This is a genomic window from Microbulbifer maximicatervae (SeqCode), from assembly GCF_052467225.1.
In genome coordinates this window covers 1,733,447-1,750,359 of sequence record NZ_CP174303.1, presented here as the reverse complement: position 1 = coordinate 1,750,359, position 16,913 = coordinate 1,733,447, and the positions used below count along the sequence as shown (strand labels likewise).

At 52.3% G+C, this 16,913-nt stretch carries 16 protein-coding genes; 9 read left to right on the top strand and 7 right to left on the bottom strand.

What is annotated here, in order from left to right:
- Positions 1-26: 26 nt before the first annotated feature.
- From lptB to yjgA, 8 genes are all read left to right on the top strand, one after another.
- The gene (gene lptB, locus ACJJIZ_RS07625; RefSeq protein WP_444907485.1) at positions 27-752 is read left to right on the top strand and encodes an LPS export ABC transporter ATP-binding protein; all 726 of its coding nucleotides are present in this window, start codon (positions 27-29) and stop codon (positions 750-752) included.
- A 194-nt stretch (positions 753-946) separates the two neighbouring features.
- A complete protein-coding gene (locus ACJJIZ_RS07620; protein WP_444915727.1) occupies positions 947-2,413 on the top strand; it encodes an RNA polymerase factor sigma-54 in 1,467 nt (488 codons plus the stop codon).
- 196 nt (positions 2,414-2,609) lie between these two features.
- Positions 2,610-2,900, top strand: coding sequence for a ribosome hibernation-promoting factor, HPF/YfiA family (hpf, locus tag ACJJIZ_RS07615; RefSeq protein WP_108734230.1), 291 nt, complete (start codon positions 2,610-2,612; stop codon positions 2,898-2,900).
- Between the two features lie 3 nt (positions 2,901-2,903).
- On the top strand, positions 2,904-3,365 hold the full coding sequence (ptsN, locus tag ACJJIZ_RS07610) for a PTS IIA-like nitrogen regulatory protein PtsN (protein ID WP_444896344.1): 462 nt from the start codon (positions 2,904-2,906) through the stop codon (positions 3,363-3,365).
- 105 nt (positions 3,366-3,470) lie between these two features.
- Positions 3,471-4,331: an RNase adapter RapZ gene (gene rapZ / locus ACJJIZ_RS07605; RefSeq protein ID WP_444907483.1), complete on the top strand. Its 861-nt coding sequence runs from the start codon at positions 3,471-3,473 to the stop codon at positions 4,329-4,331.
- 19 nt (positions 4,332-4,350) lie between these two features.
- Positions 4,351-4,620 carry an HPr family phosphocarrier protein gene (locus tag ACJJIZ_RS07600; RefSeq protein ID WP_413663048.1) on the top strand — a complete coding sequence of 90 codons (270 nt, stop codon included), beginning with the start codon at positions 4,351-4,353 and terminating at the stop codon, positions 4,618-4,620.
- A 99-nt stretch (positions 4,621-4,719) separates the two neighbouring features.
- A complete protein-coding gene (gene mgtE / locus ACJJIZ_RS07595) occupies positions 4,720-6,087 on the top strand; it encodes a magnesium transporter (protein ID WP_413663049.1) in 1,368 nt (455 codons plus the stop codon).
- 46 nt (positions 6,088-6,133) lie between these two features.
- Entirely contained in the window at positions 6,134-6,649 is a 516-nt protein-coding gene (gene yjgA, locus ACJJIZ_RS07590; protein WP_444896341.1) for a ribosome biogenesis factor YjgA, read from the top strand.
- A 59-nt stretch (positions 6,650-6,708) separates the two neighbouring features.
- Here the strand turns inward: yjgA and msrB are convergent, their stop codons facing one another.
- The 7 genes from msrB to ACJJIZ_RS07555 form a co-directional block, all read right to left on the bottom strand.
- Positions 6,709-7,251 carry a peptide-methionine (R)-S-oxide reductase MsrB gene (gene msrB / locus ACJJIZ_RS07585; protein ID WP_444915726.1) on the bottom strand — a complete coding sequence of 181 codons (543 nt, stop codon included), beginning with the start codon at positions 7,249-7,251 and terminating at the stop codon, positions 6,709-6,711.
- A gap of 74 nt (positions 7,252-7,325) precedes the next feature.
- Positions 7,326-11,528: a YhdP family protein gene (locus tag ACJJIZ_RS07580; protein WP_444915725.1), complete on the bottom strand. Its 4,203-nt coding sequence runs from the start codon at positions 11,526-11,528 to the stop codon at positions 7,326-7,328.
- A 36-nt stretch (positions 11,529-11,564) separates the two neighbouring features.
- Positions 11,565-13,052: a ribonuclease G gene (rng, locus tag ACJJIZ_RS07575; protein WP_413663053.1), complete on the bottom strand. Its 1,488-nt coding sequence runs from the start codon at positions 13,050-13,052 to the stop codon at positions 11,565-11,567.
- Entirely contained in the window at positions 13,049-13,660 is a 612-nt protein-coding gene (locus tag ACJJIZ_RS07570) for a Maf family protein (RefSeq protein ID WP_413663054.1), read from the bottom strand. Before ACJJIZ_RS07570 ends, rng begins: the two co-directional genes overlap by 4 nt.
- Before the next feature lie 97 nt (positions 13,661-13,757).
- The gene (gene mreD, locus ACJJIZ_RS07565) at positions 13,758-14,237 is read right to left on the bottom strand and encodes a rod shape-determining protein MreD (RefSeq protein ID WP_444896337.1); all 480 of its coding nucleotides are present in this window, start codon (positions 14,235-14,237) and stop codon (positions 13,758-13,760) included.
- The gene (gene mreC, locus ACJJIZ_RS07560) at positions 14,224-15,066 is read right to left on the bottom strand and encodes a rod shape-determining protein MreC (RefSeq protein ID WP_413663056.1); all 843 of its coding nucleotides are present in this window, start codon (positions 15,064-15,066) and stop codon (positions 14,224-14,226) included. The genes mreD and mreC overlap by 14 nt, the downstream gene beginning before the upstream one ends.
- A gap of 139 nt (positions 15,067-15,205) precedes the next feature.
- A complete protein-coding gene (locus tag ACJJIZ_RS07555) occupies positions 15,206-16,240 on the bottom strand; it encodes a rod shape-determining protein (RefSeq protein ID WP_020412569.1) in 1,035 nt (344 codons plus the stop codon).
- Between the two features lie 357 nt (positions 16,241-16,597).
- Here ACJJIZ_RS07555 and gatC point away from each other — a divergent pair, with 357 nt between their 5' ends.
- A complete protein-coding gene (gene gatC, locus ACJJIZ_RS07550) occupies positions 16,598-16,885 on the top strand; it encodes an Asp-tRNA(Asn)/Glu-tRNA(Gln) amidotransferase subunit GatC (RefSeq protein WP_444915724.1) in 288 nt (95 codons plus the stop codon).
- The last annotated feature ends 28 nt before the right edge of the window (positions 16,886-16,913 follow it).

Here is a 16,913-nt window from a genome sequence, read left to right as displayed (position 1 = left end):
GCCGCGGTTAGATTTCAGGACTCATTATGCCAACGCTACAAGCGTTACACCTCGCCAAACAATATAAGAAAAGAAAAGTTGTCCAAGACGTCTCTGTCAGCGTCTCAAGTGGACAGGTCGTTGGCTTACTTGGCCCCAATGGAGCTGGGAAAACCACCTGTTTCTATATGATCGCTGGGCTGGTGCAGGCCGATGCAGGGCAAGTCCTAATCGACAACGAAGATATTACCCGCCTATCAATGCACGGGCGCGCCCGCAAGGGAATCGGTTACCTGCCCCAGGAAGCCTCTGTTTTTCGACGCCTGTCAGTGCGTGACAATATTCTCGCAATCCTCGAAACCCGAAAAGGACTCAATCGTGCAGAGCGCGAAGAGCAGGCCCAGGAGTTGCTCGAAGAGTTCAATATCACACACATTGAAAACAGCCTAGGAATGGCCCTATCCGGCGGAGAGCGGCGCAGAGTGGAGATTGCACGAGCCCTGGCTACAGACCCAAGCTTTGTCTTGCTCGATGAACCCTTTGCTGGTGTAGACCCTATTTCAGTTAACGATATCAAACACATTATTCGCCACTTGCGGGACAGGGATATCGGCGTTTTGATCACAGATCACAACGTAAGGGAAACCCTGGATATCTGTGAAACTGCTTATATCGTTAGCGAGGGACATATTATTGCCTCAGGCACGCCCGATGATGTCCTCGCTAATCAGCAAGTGCGCGAAGTCTATTTGGGACACGAGTTCACCATTTAATGGTAAATGATGACAAGCGTAACTCAACAGGTAAAATTTCGAAAAACATATCATATTTCACATAGAAATCGACCTCCTGGCAGGCAATAGTCGGCACGCTTATTGCTTGTAATAGTTTGAGGGCCAAGGTAGTCTGCGCCATCTCGGGTTAATTTTGACGAACCCTTTGTCGCACTGGCCTGCAACTTTAAATTATGAAGCAGTCTCTCCAGCTCAAGCTCGGCGCACAGCTAACCATGACCCCCCAGTTGCAGCAGGCAATACGCCTCCTGCAGCTCTCCACACTAGACTTACAGCAAGAAGTCCAGGCAGCCCTCGACAGCAACCCAATGCTGGAAGCTGAGGGTGAAGATCTGGCTCAACAAGCAACAGCCAATACCGAGAGCAATGCACAACAAGAGCCACCAGCCGCTATAGGAGAGGATTTAAACCACGCAGCCGCTGAGGAAAAAGAGCTTGGTGATTCCGACTGGAACCAGGATATTCCAACAGAGCTGCCGGTTGATTCTCACTGGGACGACATTTACAGCAGCTACAGTGGCCCCGCCGAGGGCGACGACCCCAATTTTGAGCGCAACTCTTCCACCGACACGCTTCAAGACCACTTGCGCTGGCAATTAAACCTGACAGCACTTTCCAGTCACGATAAATGGATCGGCGAGCACCTTATTGACGCCATCGACCCAAACGGTCTTCTCAATACCACCGTTGATGACGTAGCCGCCTCCCTTCAGCTCGAAGAAGATGAAGTAGTTGCAGTCCTTAAAGCTGTACAACAATTCGAACCAGCTGGCTGTGGGGCCAGAAACCTCCAAGAATGCCTTCTACTCCAGCTCAAGCAGCTACCAGCGGAAACTCTGTGGCTAAAGGAAGCGCAGACCATTATTGAGCGCCACCTGGAATTACTTGGTAAAAGGGATTTCAGGCAGCTCACCCGACGCACACGCCTCAACGAAGCCCAGCTCGGCGAGGTGATCCGCCTTATCCAGACACTAACCCCCAACCCAGGTGAGGAGTTCAGCGGGGAACAGCCCGCTTATGTCATTCCCGACATTATTGTGTCCCGCAAGGATCACCGCTGGCTGGTCGAACTCAATCCAGAAATCACTCCAAAGATCCGGATTAATGGCCACTACGCCTCCTTGGTAAAACGGGCGGACAACTCCCGGGAGAACAATTTCATGCGGGATCACTTGCAGGAGGCCCGCTGGTTCTTGAAGAGCCTACAGAGCCGCCACGACACCCTGCTAAAGGTCGCCACGTCCATTGTGGATAAGCAGCAAGGCTTTTTTGAGGAAGGCCCAGAGGCAATGCGACCAATGGTTCTGGCAGATATTGCTGAAACCATTGGCATGCATGAATCCACCATATCCCGAGTGACCACCCAAAAATATATGCTGACTCCACGGGGAGTTTTCGAACTCAAATATTTCTTCTCAAGCCACGTCAGCACAGATTCCGGTGAGGATGCGTCATCCACCGCCATTCGAGCCCTGATTCGCAAGCTGATTGACACAGAAGTACCTCGAAAGCCGCTATCAGATAACAAGATCACCCAGGAGCTGGACAAGCAAGGCATCAAGGTTGCGCGCCGAACGGTAGCGAAATACCGCGAATCTATGGGTATCCCCTCCTCAAGTGAGAGAAAGAGGCTCATTTAAGTCACACCCTAAATACAGCCAATTAATCTGACCCCTAACCCACCTCTAGTCATACGCTACTGGCGCCTTCCGCCCCCAACCTGCAACCAAAATCCAAAATTTGAGTGTATCCTTCCATTCTGGCCCACTTCCTAGTAGGGTTGCGACCCGATAGGGGGTGAGCGCCGGCTTGTGATGCACCTTTAAGGAGAAATCCATGCAGATCAATATTAGTGGCCACCACGTTGACGTTACCTCACCTATGCGCAGCTACTGCGAAAGCAAAATGGAGAAGCTGTCCAGGCATTACGACAACATCACCAACGCGCAAGTAATTTTATCCGTCGAAAAACTGATCCAAAAAGCTGAGGCGACGGTACACATAAACGGTCACGACCTCTGTGCTGGATCCGAAGACAGAGATATGTACGCGGCAATTGATGCGCTCACCGATAAGCTGGACCGCCAACTGAAAAAACACAAAGAGAAGTTGCAGAACCATCGCTGAACTATGACACTGGAAGCATTACTCTCTCCCCGCCTTAGCCTTTGCCACCTGGCGGGGAGCAGCAAAAAAAAGCTACTGCTCAATATTGCCCAGGCCATCGCCGAACAATATCCCCAACACGACTCCGATACAGTTTTTAACCAACTGATCGCCCGTGAGCGCCTTGGTTCCACCGGTATCGGCGATGGTGTTGCCATTCCCCATTGCAGGTTACCCGGCTGTGATAGCCCCATTGGGGTTCTCTGTACCACCCAGCCCGCCATTGATTTTGACTCTGTCGACCGCCAGCCTGTCGATTTGCTATTTACTCTTCTGGTCCCCGAAGATGCTGAGCAGGAACATCTGGATACACTAGCCGAAATCGCCGCTCTGTTTTCCAACAGCCAGGTTAGAGATAAGCTAAGGCAAGCACAAAGTAGTGATGAGCTATATGCCCTCGCTATTGATAGTACCGCAGCCGCCTAGAGGAGGTTTTGTTAGTAACTGAGTCTCAGAGCTGACATTCGCCTCATTGTTCAGGTAGTGCAACAAGCGAAATAATAAAGACTTGATCAAAGAAAAGGGCTCTCCATGCGCTTGGTGATAATTAGTGGACGCTCCGGCTCCGGAAAAAGTTCTGCACTGCAATTACTGGAAGATGTCGGCTTCAATTGTATCGACAACCTTCCCACCAGCCTGCTCCCGGAGCTGGTTAAGAGGGTCAAGGCACAACCGCCAAAAGAAAACACACCCCTGGCCCTGGGCGTCGATGCCCGCAACCTCTGGCAAGACATAAGACAGGCTCCCAGTGTTATTGAGTCCTTGCGCGAGACAGGGGTTCAATGTGATGTTATCTATCTCGATGCCCGCGAGCCGGTTTTAGTACAGCGATTCAGTGAGACCAGACGGAAGCACCCTCTCAGCAATGATTGCACCCATTTGCTAGAAGCTCTCAATCAGGAAAAAGAGCTGCTCACCCCTATCTCAACCATTGCGGATATGGTTATTGATACCAGCACCCTGAGTTTGCACCAACTGCGCGAACTGATTAAAAATCGTGTTGTTGGTGAACAATCAAACAGCATGGCGATTCTCTTCCAGTCCTTCGGGTTCAAGTATGGCGTGCCTGTGGATTCAGACTTGATTTTTGACTTACGTTGTCTACCCAATCCCTACTGGGAACCAGCTCTAAGAGAAAAAACCGGTAAGGACATCGAGGTCGCTGAATTCTTGCGCTCTCACCCAGAGACCGCAAAGATGGAGGCTGACATCACCAACTTTTTGGAAAACTGGCTGCCCTCCTACCAGAAAAGTAATCGCAGCTACACCTGTGTCTCTATCGGCTGCACAGGGGGCCGACATCGATCAGTTTATATGGTTGAACAGCTGGTAAAGAAATTTTCCAAAGAGTTTGATAACGTCCAGATACGCCACAGGGAGCAACAAAAATAGATTTTTGTCGAGCAGCGCAATGCAGAAACACCAACTGACCATCATCAATAAACTCGGCTTGCACGCCCGCGCTGCAAGCAAGTTCGCGCAGACTTCCTCCAAGTTCTGCTCCAATATTAAAGTGCATTGCCAGGGTAAAGCCGTAGATGGAAAAAGTGTGATGGCCCTAATGTTGCTAGCTGCAGGCAAAGGCACGGAGCTGGAACTAGAAATAGAGGGGACAGATGAAAATGCCGCCCTGGAAGCTATCAGCACACTGATCTCCGATCGATTCGGCGAAGCTGAATAGAGGCCAGTATACTATTGCCGCGAAAAGCTCACTCTAAACATTAAATCGCTAAGCTTTTACATCGCCTCCCAAATCCACCACTAGCAGTAAGGACTTGTTGTGCCCAGCTCTCCCCAAGCCGAAATCAAATTCCGCGCACAGAATCAGCTGGGTGAGCTGTATGCCGCGCTGGATAGCGGTACGGGGCAAGAAGTCCGGCGCATGCTCAAGACCCTGACTCCCCAGAGTGTTGCGCAATTGCTGGAGAGCTCTCCACCCCGTATCCGCCAGGTACTTTGGAATTTGGTGGACAGGGAAATAGAGGGTGAGGTTCTGCAGGAACTCACCGACGATGTGCGCAGCCAGATCCTCGCCACTATGGATACCGAGGAGATGGTGGAGGTGATGGAAGGCCTGGATGCCGACGACATCGCCGATATACTTCAGCAGCTGCCGGAGCGAGTTGTTGCCGAAGTGCTCTCATCAATGACGGAAACCGACCGCCTCCGGGTTGAAAGTGTTCTCGCTTATGATGAGAACACGGCCGGCGGTTTAATGGATACGGACACCATCTCTGTCCGCCCCAACCTGACTCTCGATGTGGTACTTCGCTACCTTAGGCGCCATGAACAACTACCGGAATCTACCGACAGCCTTTTTGTGATTAACCGGAGGGGCCAATATATCGGTCTCTTGCCACTATCCAAACTTCTCACCACAGACCCATCGGTGACAGTTCGCGAAGTGGTCAATACCGATGTGGAACCGATACCCGCAGATATGCCCGACACTGAAGTCGCGCGCTTGTTTGAGAAATATGATTGGATTACCGCACCAGTAGTCGATGAGGATAACCGCCTGCTGGGGCGAATCACCATTGACGATGTAGTAGATGTTATCCGAGAGGATGCGGACCACTCCCTGATGAGCCTTGCCGGCCTCGATGAGGAGGAAGACACCTTTGCCCCAGTAGGGCGCACTGCGCGGCGCCGGGCCGTTTGGCTGGGTATTAATCTGCTCACAGCTCTGCTTGCCTCCTGGGTGATCAGTTTGTTCCAAAATACCCTGGACAAGGTGGTAGCCCTAGCAGTCCTAATGCCCATCGTCGCCAGCATGGGGGGCGTGGCCGGTAGCCAAACGCTGACAGTGGTCATTCGCGGTATGGCCTTAGGCCAGATAGGACGCAGTAATTTGAGCTGGCTACTTTCCCGTGAGCTGGGTTCGGCGGCACTCAATGCTCTTTTGTGGGCGCTTGTGATGGGCTTGATAACCGCCATGTGGTTTGGCGATATATGGATTGCGGTCATTATCCTTGCCGCCATGATAATCAACCTATTAACCGCCGCACTCGCCGGAGCGATATTACCAGTAGCATTGCGTGCCATGAATATAGACCCGGCACTGGCCGGCGGGGTAGCGCTTACTACAGTCACCGATGTAGTAGGCTTTATGTCTTTTCTGGGCTTGGCCACTTGGTACTTTAGCTAAATCACCTCTGGACCAAGCCCCCTTATTTACCGAAAGCGAATCAAAGATGTACGAATACGACGATTACGATGACGACCTGCCGAAAAGTAAAACTCAGGTCAAAAAAGAAATGCACGAGCTGCAGGATCTCGGCAAGCAACTAACCGAGCTCTCCAAGGCCCAACTGGCTGAAGTCCCCATAGATGAGGACTTGCAGGAGGCTATTGCTACGCTACATCGGATCAAATCCAATGAAGCTCGCCGGCGCCAGATGCAGTACATCGGCAAGTTGATGCGCAGTGCCGACCAAGAAGCGATAGAAACAGTGCTGAGCCGCTTTAAAGAGCGCGACCAACAACACCTGCGTTTCGATAAAATGGCTGAAGACTGGCGCAAACGACTACTGGAAGAAGGCAATAGTGCCCAGGGTGAGTTCTTTGACCAGCATCCCGGTGTCGACCATCAACAGCTGCGCCAACTGATTAGGGACTCCCATCGAGAAATCAAAAACAATAAGCCACCAACCAATCAACGAAAATTATTCCGCTATCTTCGCGACTTCTTTATCCAGGAAGCGGAATAAGGGCTCCGGGCGCTCCAGAGTTAACTGGCTGGCAGCGCCCGCAATCTAGACACCAGAAGTTATTTCGATTTCTTATCCCCAGAAGCCGGCACAAATTCCAGGGCGAGAGAATTTAGGCAGTAGCGTAAACCAGTGGGCTCCGGGCCATCTTTAAAAACATGCCCCAAGTGTTCCCCGCACTTTGATAACACCTCAGTCCGCTTCAAGCCCCAGCTGTAATCGTCCTTTAAGACAATATTTTGTGGGTAGGCAACATCCCAAAAGCTGGGCCAACCAGTGCCCGATTCAAACTTCTGCTCAGAGCTGAAAACCGGTAAACGGCAACCCGCTGTGACATAAATCCCTTTCTCTTTGTTATTCAGAAGCTTGCCACTAAAAGCGGGCTCGGTACCTTTTTTCCAGAGAACCTTATAGCGATCCTCTGGCAGGATCTGCTTCCACACAGACTTAGGGATCTGATCGAGATCAGTCCCCTCTGCAATATGCTTTTCAGCTTGAGCGACCGTCATATTCTGGTCGCGCTGGTGGTCATCTGCCTCAGAACACGCCGAAAGGGTGACGGCTGTAAAAAGAAGGAGGGGCAATAATGAATGCAACGCCATCTAGAGTGTTCCTTTTACAGGGGATCATCACTAAGATTAGATGGCTATTGCACGCTGCCTCTGGATATTAAAACTCAAGCTGCAGGTGGGGACTTCTCTTCAGAACCGACCCCAACCTGTGTCTTGTTCCCCTCGTGGTCCAGAACCGCTCCCTCACGTTTGGCGCCATCTCCATCAAACAATTTCTCAAATCGCATTTGCGGGTCTGACCAACCGCCACTAATTCGGTAACTGACACTGGCGACCTTTTTAACCTGCTTTTTAAATGCCTTACTGATCAGGTAGACTCCCGCAGCTGCAGGCAAACCACCGGCTAGCGCTGCAACCAAAGCCAGGTTATTCCCAACTGGCAAAGTAGCCACCAACGTTAAATCCAGATCTTCGCGGACTAAATTAACCCGCCCCGCCATCTGCAGTTCACTGGTGGGCCCCTCTACCTGGATGGGTACAGCGATTAAAAGCTGACCATCGCCTTCAAAGACTACTTCACCACGCACCCTATCAAAAGCCATACCACTCTTGTAAAGGTCGGTGAAATCAAGACGCAAACGTCGCGCCCAGGTATCAAAATTAAACAGTGACAATAGACGCAACACGGTAGAGCCTGTCGCACCGGTTGATCGCAGGAATCGGCCATCGCGAATATCAACCTTAAGCTCTCCGGAGAGAAGGCTTCCTTTCACCTGAGTCGGGGCCCCCTCCCACTTCAAAGCAGTTTCAAAGATCGCTGACTTACTCTCAATCAACGGCTCATGGCCCATCTTGCGCTGGATATCTGCAAGATCATCAGCCACCAATCGGCCGATAAATTGTGATGATTGCTGCCCCTCGGCATCCCTCATCCACACCAATTCTGCACCTAGCTCGCCATTGTGTTTGCCCTGTCCCTCGATGCGGAACCCTCTCACCGTGCCGTGGATATCACTCACCACCAAACGATCTGCAGCTGTCCTCAACTTAAATGACCAGGGACCCAGGGCCTCTTCACCTATTTGAAGGTTATCAGTACTAAAATCGATTTGAGGCAAACTAGTAAAATCAAACTCAGCCAAAGGATCCGCTACTACCTCCTCCGCAAAGGGGTCTGAGGGAAAAGCTCCATCACTGACTTCAGCCGGTTTCTCTGGCTGAGGCAGACGCAAATGAGCCAGCTTGAGGCGTAACGGTGTACTGCCATCCAATAAGCCTGTTAGACTTCCTGCAATCATTTCACTGTCAAATTTGAGCTTCCAATCTGTCCCCACTCCCTCACCGGTAACATGGATATGCTCAATTTCTGCAGAGCCCAACCGAAGCTGGTCTGTACTGAGATCCAGGCGAATCGGAAGTGGCTCATTGGCACTATCCTCAGCCTCTCCTTGGTTTTCTGTGGTACTTGCAACAGAGCTGGCAGCGCTTGACTTCGCTGGTTCAGACAACTGGTAAACATCCAGTAGAGACTGCCAGCGAGACAGGTCAACAGTGGAAATATCTCCAGTGACCGTCAACTCCCGTTTGGAGGGCAAATTTGCCTCAGCATTCAAGGCGATTGCAGCCCGATCTAACTCTCCATCAATCAGCCAGAATTGCCCCTGTAAATGTTCTCCATAGTCCAAGTGGAACAAGCTGCCCTGCTCTCCAATCGGCACTCGCAATACAAAATTGGTTTCTGTTTCCGCCGTCTTGCCAAGTGGGTCAGGCAGGTTTACAGCCACACCGGCCAGGTTGGAAGTGAGTTCAAATACTGCGGCGTAAGGGGTTTCCGCTGATTTTGCAGGAATGGTCACCAGGGCTTGATAATCCATTTCTCCTTCCAGCCACTGCAGTTCTGGCCGCGAACTCCAAGCGTGTACCGACTCAACCAATGCATTGCCGTCGATAACCACCTGGGTATCCCGTGCATCCCCCTCGCCAATATGTTGGATACGAGCAGTCAGCGGGCGGCCCCACAATTTGCCATTCAGCTGGGTCCCTTCAAGGCCTGTCGCACTATCGTATTTCACCAAACCATTCAACGCAGTCGCATCGAGGCGGAGCCCTTTCAGTTGAAGGTCACCGTGCTTCAGATTGACTTCAACCTGTTGCTCGGGAACTACGGATGACTGTCCCAAGGGTAAAGTTAAGGATACAGCGCCATCCAAACTCCCAGTCAGGCTCCAATCATCAAAGGCACTTCCAAGGTGATCCCTGAGTGGTGATTCACGCAATAGTCGCAAACCATCGGCAGCCGGTCCAACCACCTCAGTTTGTACATCAAGGCGTGAGCCTCCACTCTTCTGAGGGGTTACCGCAACCAGAATATTTCCAGCATCCATATTCCAGAGCTTGGCTTTATCGGCATTGACCCGCACAATTTCATCATCGAGCAACAAACGGCCGTCCACATTCCTGACCTCAGGCCACTCACTGGCGTAGTCCAGGCTCGCATTTGAAAAATCGAGTGCCAACTGAATCGTTCTGCGCTTCTGGTGAGTCGCGAATGCTTTAAGGGTTTCTTCTTTACCCTCTTTGCTATAACTGCTGCCTCGATAGATAAAGGCCGCACTCTCAACGCGCCCTTGATTGTTCTTACCCAGGCCAGTTTTCAACCAGCTGCGCAAATCATCGCTAACCACAAATGGCACCAGCTCTTCCTGGGTAATAACCCCCGCATCTTTTATCGATAGGGAAAGCACCAGATCCACAGGTCGTGTTTGGGCGTGGAAGGGTAGTGACAGCATAAACTGACCACCGACCTGACCAAGTTCACTGCCAAGCATCAGCGGGCCCGACAATACGTTGACTTCGTTCAACGCCTTATCGACATCCCAGGCAATGGTGCCGCTGGCTTGATCGAATCCGAAAGCACTCTTATACAGACTGGGAAAGTGCGCTCCGAGGGGGGTACCGTCGAGTTCAACCCGGCCACTGGCGCCCTCAACCTGAAGATATCCACTCAACTGAGTAATTGCCGGGGCCCCTCGAAACGCCTCGACCGCAATATCTTCCAAGTTTGCGCTGATCTCTAACTGCCGGTCCGCGCCAGCTCGCAGACGCAGGCTGCGCAACCGACCTTGAGGTTTTAGTGCACGCAACCATTCATCTGCAGCCCCCTCAAGTAACGACAAGCGATTTAAGATACTGCTCCAACCAGCGAGATCGACCAGATCGGCCATCAGGGCTATACCCTCTTGGTCACTGTTAACCTGCAGGTTCAGCGACGGCATTTTCAAGCCCTGCCAATCGATTTCAATATCCTGCAGCGCTAATCGCCAGTGCTCTCCCGGCAACCAGCGGCCCGACAAGTTGCCAGAAAAAGCGCGCAACGGAGCCAGTGTATGCTCTTCTATATCTTCTCCTGCCCTTTGCATATCGGTCAGGCTTTCTACTTGGGCCAAGTCCACCTGGCCCACTATGCGATACCCACTTACGGCATCACTATGCAACCACAAGCGGCCGTCTGCCCACTTCTTCCCCTGCCAGTGAAACCGGTCGGGTAACGGGGTGAGTTCGTGAAGCAAGCTGACAATGTCTTCATCCAGTAGCAACTCATTAAGCTGCATATAGCCGCGCAGTGAGAAGTGCTCTTTATCTTTGGGATTGCCCCGCCCCTCTAACACAACCCGTAGGGTCTCTTCATCAACCTGGCTACTCTCCCCTTCACGGGAAATAAAAGCCCGTGCAGTCAGTCGGTGAAAATCCCCGCTATTTTCCAGCTGGATTTCAGGCAAATTGATTTCTGCCAGCTGCTCATCGGGAAGGCGCACAGTGATCGCTGCATCACTGATTTGAATTTTGGGGCTCAACTGGAATAGGCGGGCCGGATCTGCCGCTTCGGGATTGGGTGCAGTGCTACCTTCAAGCTTAAGCGGGGCATCGGGAAACCCCTGTAGATACCAGAGGCCATTTTCATCGCGGTTGAGCCCGGCCGAAAACTGATTCATTTGCAGGTCTTTCCAGACCAATTCCCGGTTCCAGAGACTGGAAAGTAGATCCAGCTGGAACAGGCCGTGCCCCATTTTCAGCTCACCGTGTTCCCCCAGACGCAGTCCATCCAGCTGCAATGCAACTTCAAGGGCCTCCCAACGCAGGGAAATACGATCCATCTGTACAGGAACGCCTAGCTGCTCACTAAGCCAATGACTAATCTGGGGACGATAGTTCTCTACCTGCGGGGACAGCAGTCGGCCTGTTTGCACGATGATTGCCAGTGCAATCACCAAACTTACCGACAGTAACCAGAACTTTCTTGCAATCCAGCGTATTACAACCATCGCTATACCCTCACCACCAAACAGGCATGGACCGAGCGCTGACAATAAGCTCTCTTAGCTTGCTGGCGAGTGAATAATGGATTACACAAGAACAATGTCATATTGCTCCTGGTTGTAAATGGGCTCTACCTGGAACTGAATCGGCCGACCAATAAATTCTTCAAGATCGGCGACATTAGCCGACTCTTCATCCAGTAAAAGATCTATTACCACCTGACTGGCCAGTACCATAATTTTTTCACTATCGTAAGAGCGCGCCTCTCGAATAATCTCGCGGAAAATCTCGAAGCAAACTGTCTCCGCACTCTTTAAGGTGCCCCTACCACTGCAAACAGAGCAAGGCTCACATAAAATCTGCCCCAGTGACTCACGGGTGCGTTTGCGAGTCATTTCCACCAACCCCAGTTCGGAGACCCCGGTGATACTGGACTTGGCATGATCGCGCTCCAGGGTCTTTTCCAGGGTGCGCAAGACTTGTCGCTGGTGCTCGGGGTCTTTCATATCGATAAAATCAATAATGATAATCCCACCCAGATTCCTCAAACGCAGCTGGCGGGCAATCGCTGTAGCGGCCTCCAGGTTGGTCTTGAAGATAGTCTCTTCAAGATTTCGATGCCCAACAAAAGCACCCGTATTGACATCAATTGTACTCATCGCCTCTGTCTGCTCTACGATCAAGTAGCCGCCAGACTTCAAGGTGACTTTGTTGTGTAGTGCCCTTCTTATTTCTTCTTCAACACCGTATAAGTCAAACAGTGGGCGCTCACCGGGATAGTGTTCCAGGCGACCGGCAATTTCCGGCGCATATTTACCGGCAAATTCTGCCGCACGGCCGTGGGCCTCTCGGGAGTCTATACGAATCTTTTCGGTATAAGGGCGCGCAAGGTCACGCAATGCACGCATAAATAGTGGAAGGTCCTCATAGATAACCGAAGGCACTGGACGCTCCTTAATGCGCTCATCCAGCTCCCCCCATAATTTGTACAGAAAGGGGATATCTCTCAGCAGCTCTTCCTCACTCACCCCCTCGGCAACGGTACGCAAAATAAAGCCCCCATCGGCCGACAAACCATCTTCCGCGAGGCGTAGAGAAGCTGCTTCAACCAACTGGCGCAATCGCTCGCGTTCGTTCTCGTCTTCAATTCGATTAGAGATACCGATATGGCGCGTCTGCGGCATATACACCAGGTAACGTGCAGAAACCGACAGATGGGTAGTCAGCCGGGCACCTTTACTGCTGATAGGGTCCTTCACTACTTGGACGATCAGTGACTGCCCCTCTCTGACTAGCGCGCGGATATCCGCCACCTCGGCATCCCGCGCCTCCATACCTTCTTCGTCGAGAGGTGCAATATCCGAGGCATGGATAAAGCCCGCACGCTCGAGGCCAATGTCAACAAAAGCGGCCTGCATCCCGGGCAGTACGCGAATCACCTTTCCCTTATAGATATTTCCTACAATCCCTCGCCGCGCACTCCGCTCCAGGTAGACCTCCTGGAGCACACCATTTTCTACCAGCGCAACCCGGGTCTCAGTCGGCGCAACATTAATTAACAGCTCTTCGCTCAAGATTGGCCCTCCTGCCAATAGGGAATGCCCGCATGATCCAGCATGGGGACTACAGCTTCCAATGGGAGCCCTACAACATTGCTGTAACTGCCACTAAAAGCCTCTACTAAGGCGGCACCAAAACCCTGAATACCGTAACCGCCAGCTTTATCGACAGGCTCTCCGGTACTCCAGTAATCCGCTATTTGAACTTTGGACAAGTGACGGAACCTGACTCGAGTTTCCACTACTCGGCTAAACTGTCGATCCTGTGAACGCAAGCACACTGCCGTGAAAACAGAGTGCTCTCCTCCCGATAACGCCAGCATCATGGACTCAAAGTCAGCAAAATCTTGGGGTTTTTCCAGCAGCCTCTCACCTGCCATAACCACCGTATCCGCTCCCAAAGACCAGAGTCCCTGCGGGCTGTCAGCGGCTTGAAACCCGGCGACAGCCTTGTCGTGGGCCAAGCGTTCTATGTACTCAAGAGGGCTTTCAGCAGGTTGGCGTTGTTCTACAACAGCGGGGGACAATTGGGAGAAAGGCACCCCAATCTGGGCCAACAGTTCGGCGCGGCGCGGCGAACCAGAGGCCAAAAGAAGTCGATTTTCTGAAGCGCTTGTTGTCACTCTATTACATATTCCCTGTGGGTCAGCGGCTGATTATAGCGGCACTGTTCGAAAAATGATCGATTTTTTACACTGATTTACAGTGCCGACGAGACGGTCAACGAACGTGTAAACGCCCGGAAAGCCCCCTGAGCCACGGGGTCACCCAGGGCCAGAGCAGGGCTGTAGTCAGGGCGGGCCAAAGGAACGTCAGCCCGGGTACCGATTTACCTTCAAGGCCGTGCACCCAATTGCCCACCACTTGATGAATGCCCACCAGAACAAATACCCACAACAATTGCTGGGCCGGATTAAATGCCCGGGTGCGCTGGTAAGTCAGTAAGCTGAAATAGGCGAGTACCGATAGGGCCAGGGCATGGGTTCCCAAGCTCGCCCCCGTAGCCAAATCCTGGACAATACCGATCATCCAAGCGAACCCCACCCCGAAGGTCTGGGGCATTCGGGTAATCCAGAATATCACCAGCAAAGCCGGAAATGCCGGCCGAAACCAGAGCCACTGCTGTGGCAGGGGCATAACCGAGAGAAGCAGTGACAGCAGAATAGTGACCGCGATAAACCAGCGGTTATTCGCTTGCAACAGAATGTCCTCCACTGCCAATGACCGCCAATACAAAGCGGCTGCGATTCATCCGCCCCCTCGGCAACACTTCAGCCTCCGCAAAAGGTTTACCCGGGTCTCTCTGCACCGAGATAACCTCCCCGACCGGATAACCTGCGGGAAAGCGACTACCCAAGCCGGAGCTGAGCAGCAAATCGCCCTCCCGAATATCACTGGTATTAGCAAGATGGCGTAACTTCAGGCGATACAGGTCACCTGTACCCTCGGCGACGGTGCGCATACTGTTGCGCAGAACCTGGACGGGAATGGCATGACTGGAATCAGTTATCAGCAGGATACGACTATAGGAGTCGCCAGCTTCAATCACCTGCCCCAGCAATCCACTGGCATCCATTACCGGGGTACCGATATCAATGCCGTCATCGCGGCCTTTGTCAATCAGCAGCACATGCTCCAAAGGGTCCGGGGTAACGCCAATTACCTGAGCCACCAATACTCGGTCATCGACCATTTCTGCTGAGTTCATCAGCTCTTTGAGCTGAGTGTTTTCCGCTTTTACGGCCGCCAATAGCTGGCTGCGCTGCTCCAGCAGTAAAACCTGGCGCTTGAGGCGGCTATTCTCCTCTTGCAGTTCTTCGCGTGAGCGAAACTGCTCATCGGCCCAATCGCCCACACGCTCGGGGGCTCCTGTAACCCAGTACAGTGGAGCAATAACTCCTGATAAGCGTTCTCTAACAGGCTGAAACCAATTGGTGTAATGATCGGAAACGATCAGCGAGATCGCGAGTATGATGAGAAAGCCCAGGCGGTATTCGGCAGAGGGACCGCGGGTAAATAGCGGTTTCACAGGCAATCCCCTCTTAACAGGTCAATCAAAGATGGTGAGAACAGCACAAGCCACAGAAGATGACTCGCATTTTTTTATTACAAGGAGCTTGCGGATATAGCCACAAGCTCCCTAGCAGTTTTCATAATACCGATGTCTACTAGTTAGACATCAGGTAGAGACGGCTGCGATCCAACATATCCAGCGCTTTACCGCCCCCCCGCGCCACACAGGTCAGCGGGTCATCGGCAACAATTACCGGTAAGCCCGATTCTTCCATCAACAGACGATCCAGATCGCGTAACAGAGCACCACCACCAGTCAGCACCATACCGCGCTCAGCGATATCAGAAGCCAACTCGGGAGGGGATTGCTCCAGCGCACTTTTAACAGCCTGCACAATACCTGTCAGAGGCTCTTGCAGGGCTTCGAGAATTTCGTCGGAGTTCAAGGTAAAGCTGCGAGGCACGCCCTCGGCCAGATTGCGTCCGCGCACATCAATTTCGCGAACTTCACTGCCTGCATAAGCACAGCCAATTTCCTCTTTGATCCGTTCAGCAGTTGCATCACCAATCACACTGCCGTAGTTGCGACGCACGTAGTTGACGATAGCTTCATCAAAACGGTCACCGCCGATACGCACCGAATCGGAATAAACCACACCATTCAGGGAGATAATGGCGATCTCGGTAGTGCCCCCACCGATATCCACCACCATGGAGCCGCTCGCTTCCTCGACATTCAAACCTGCGCCTATGGCAGCGGCCATGGGCTCTTCGATCAGTGACACTTCGCGAGCACCTGCACCCAGGGCCGACTCGCGAATCGCGCGGCGCTCCACTTCTGTGGACTGGCAGGGAACACACACCAGCACTCTCGGACTCGGGCGCATCCAGCTATTTTCATGCACTTTCTTGATAAAGTGCTGCAACATTTTCTCGGTCACTTGGAAGTCGGCGATAACACCGTCCTTCAGCGGGCGAATAGCGGTAATATTGCCAGGAGTCCGGCCGAGCATGCGTTTGGCTTCTACTCCGACAGCCTCAACGATTTTCTGGCCATTGTAGTGACGGATTGCGACGACTGAGGGTTCGTCGAGTACTACGCCGCGATCGCGAACGTAAATCAGCGTGTTGGCAGTTCCCAGGTCGATGGAGAGATCACTGGAAAACATACCCCGCAAACGTTTAAACATGGAATTCGATTACCTTGTACTAATTATCAGCCCCCAGGTCGGGCACTGCGGGCGCGGCTTCTTTTATGGATACAAATCCTAATTAGTCCGCAAAAATAATTCTGAGTTCCGAGCCGCATTTCGAATCGGATTCTACGCAAAATACCGGAGTCTCTCATCACTCGGCAGGATTCGGCAAACTCTAACAACCGCTAGGCATCAGGGCAAGGCTGAAGGGAGGTCATTTGAGGCCCACTATCCATTACTGCCGGAGCCGGTGAGAATATAACCCCAATGTGCTAAATTTGCCGGTTCTGCCCGCCGCAAATAATCCGGGCAGTTTTCGACTCGCAACTCAAGCTGGAGGAGTCCATCACCATGGCAGTGGATACGCAAACTGTAGAAAAACTGGCGGAACTGGCCCGTATCGCCATATCCAAAGAAACCATCGAAGAAGTCAGCAACCGCCTCGGCGATGTATTGCAACTGGTCGACCAGCTGCAATCCACCAATACCGATGGTATCGCCCCGATGGCGCACCCACTGGACGAAGTCCAGGAGCTGCGTGCCGACGCAGTGACAGAGACTGACAAGCACAAAGACTTCCTAGAATTGGCTCCCCAAACCGAAGAAGGCCTCTACCTGGTTCCCAAAGTAATTGATTAGCCGGCCCAACACTGACGAAGTTCACCTA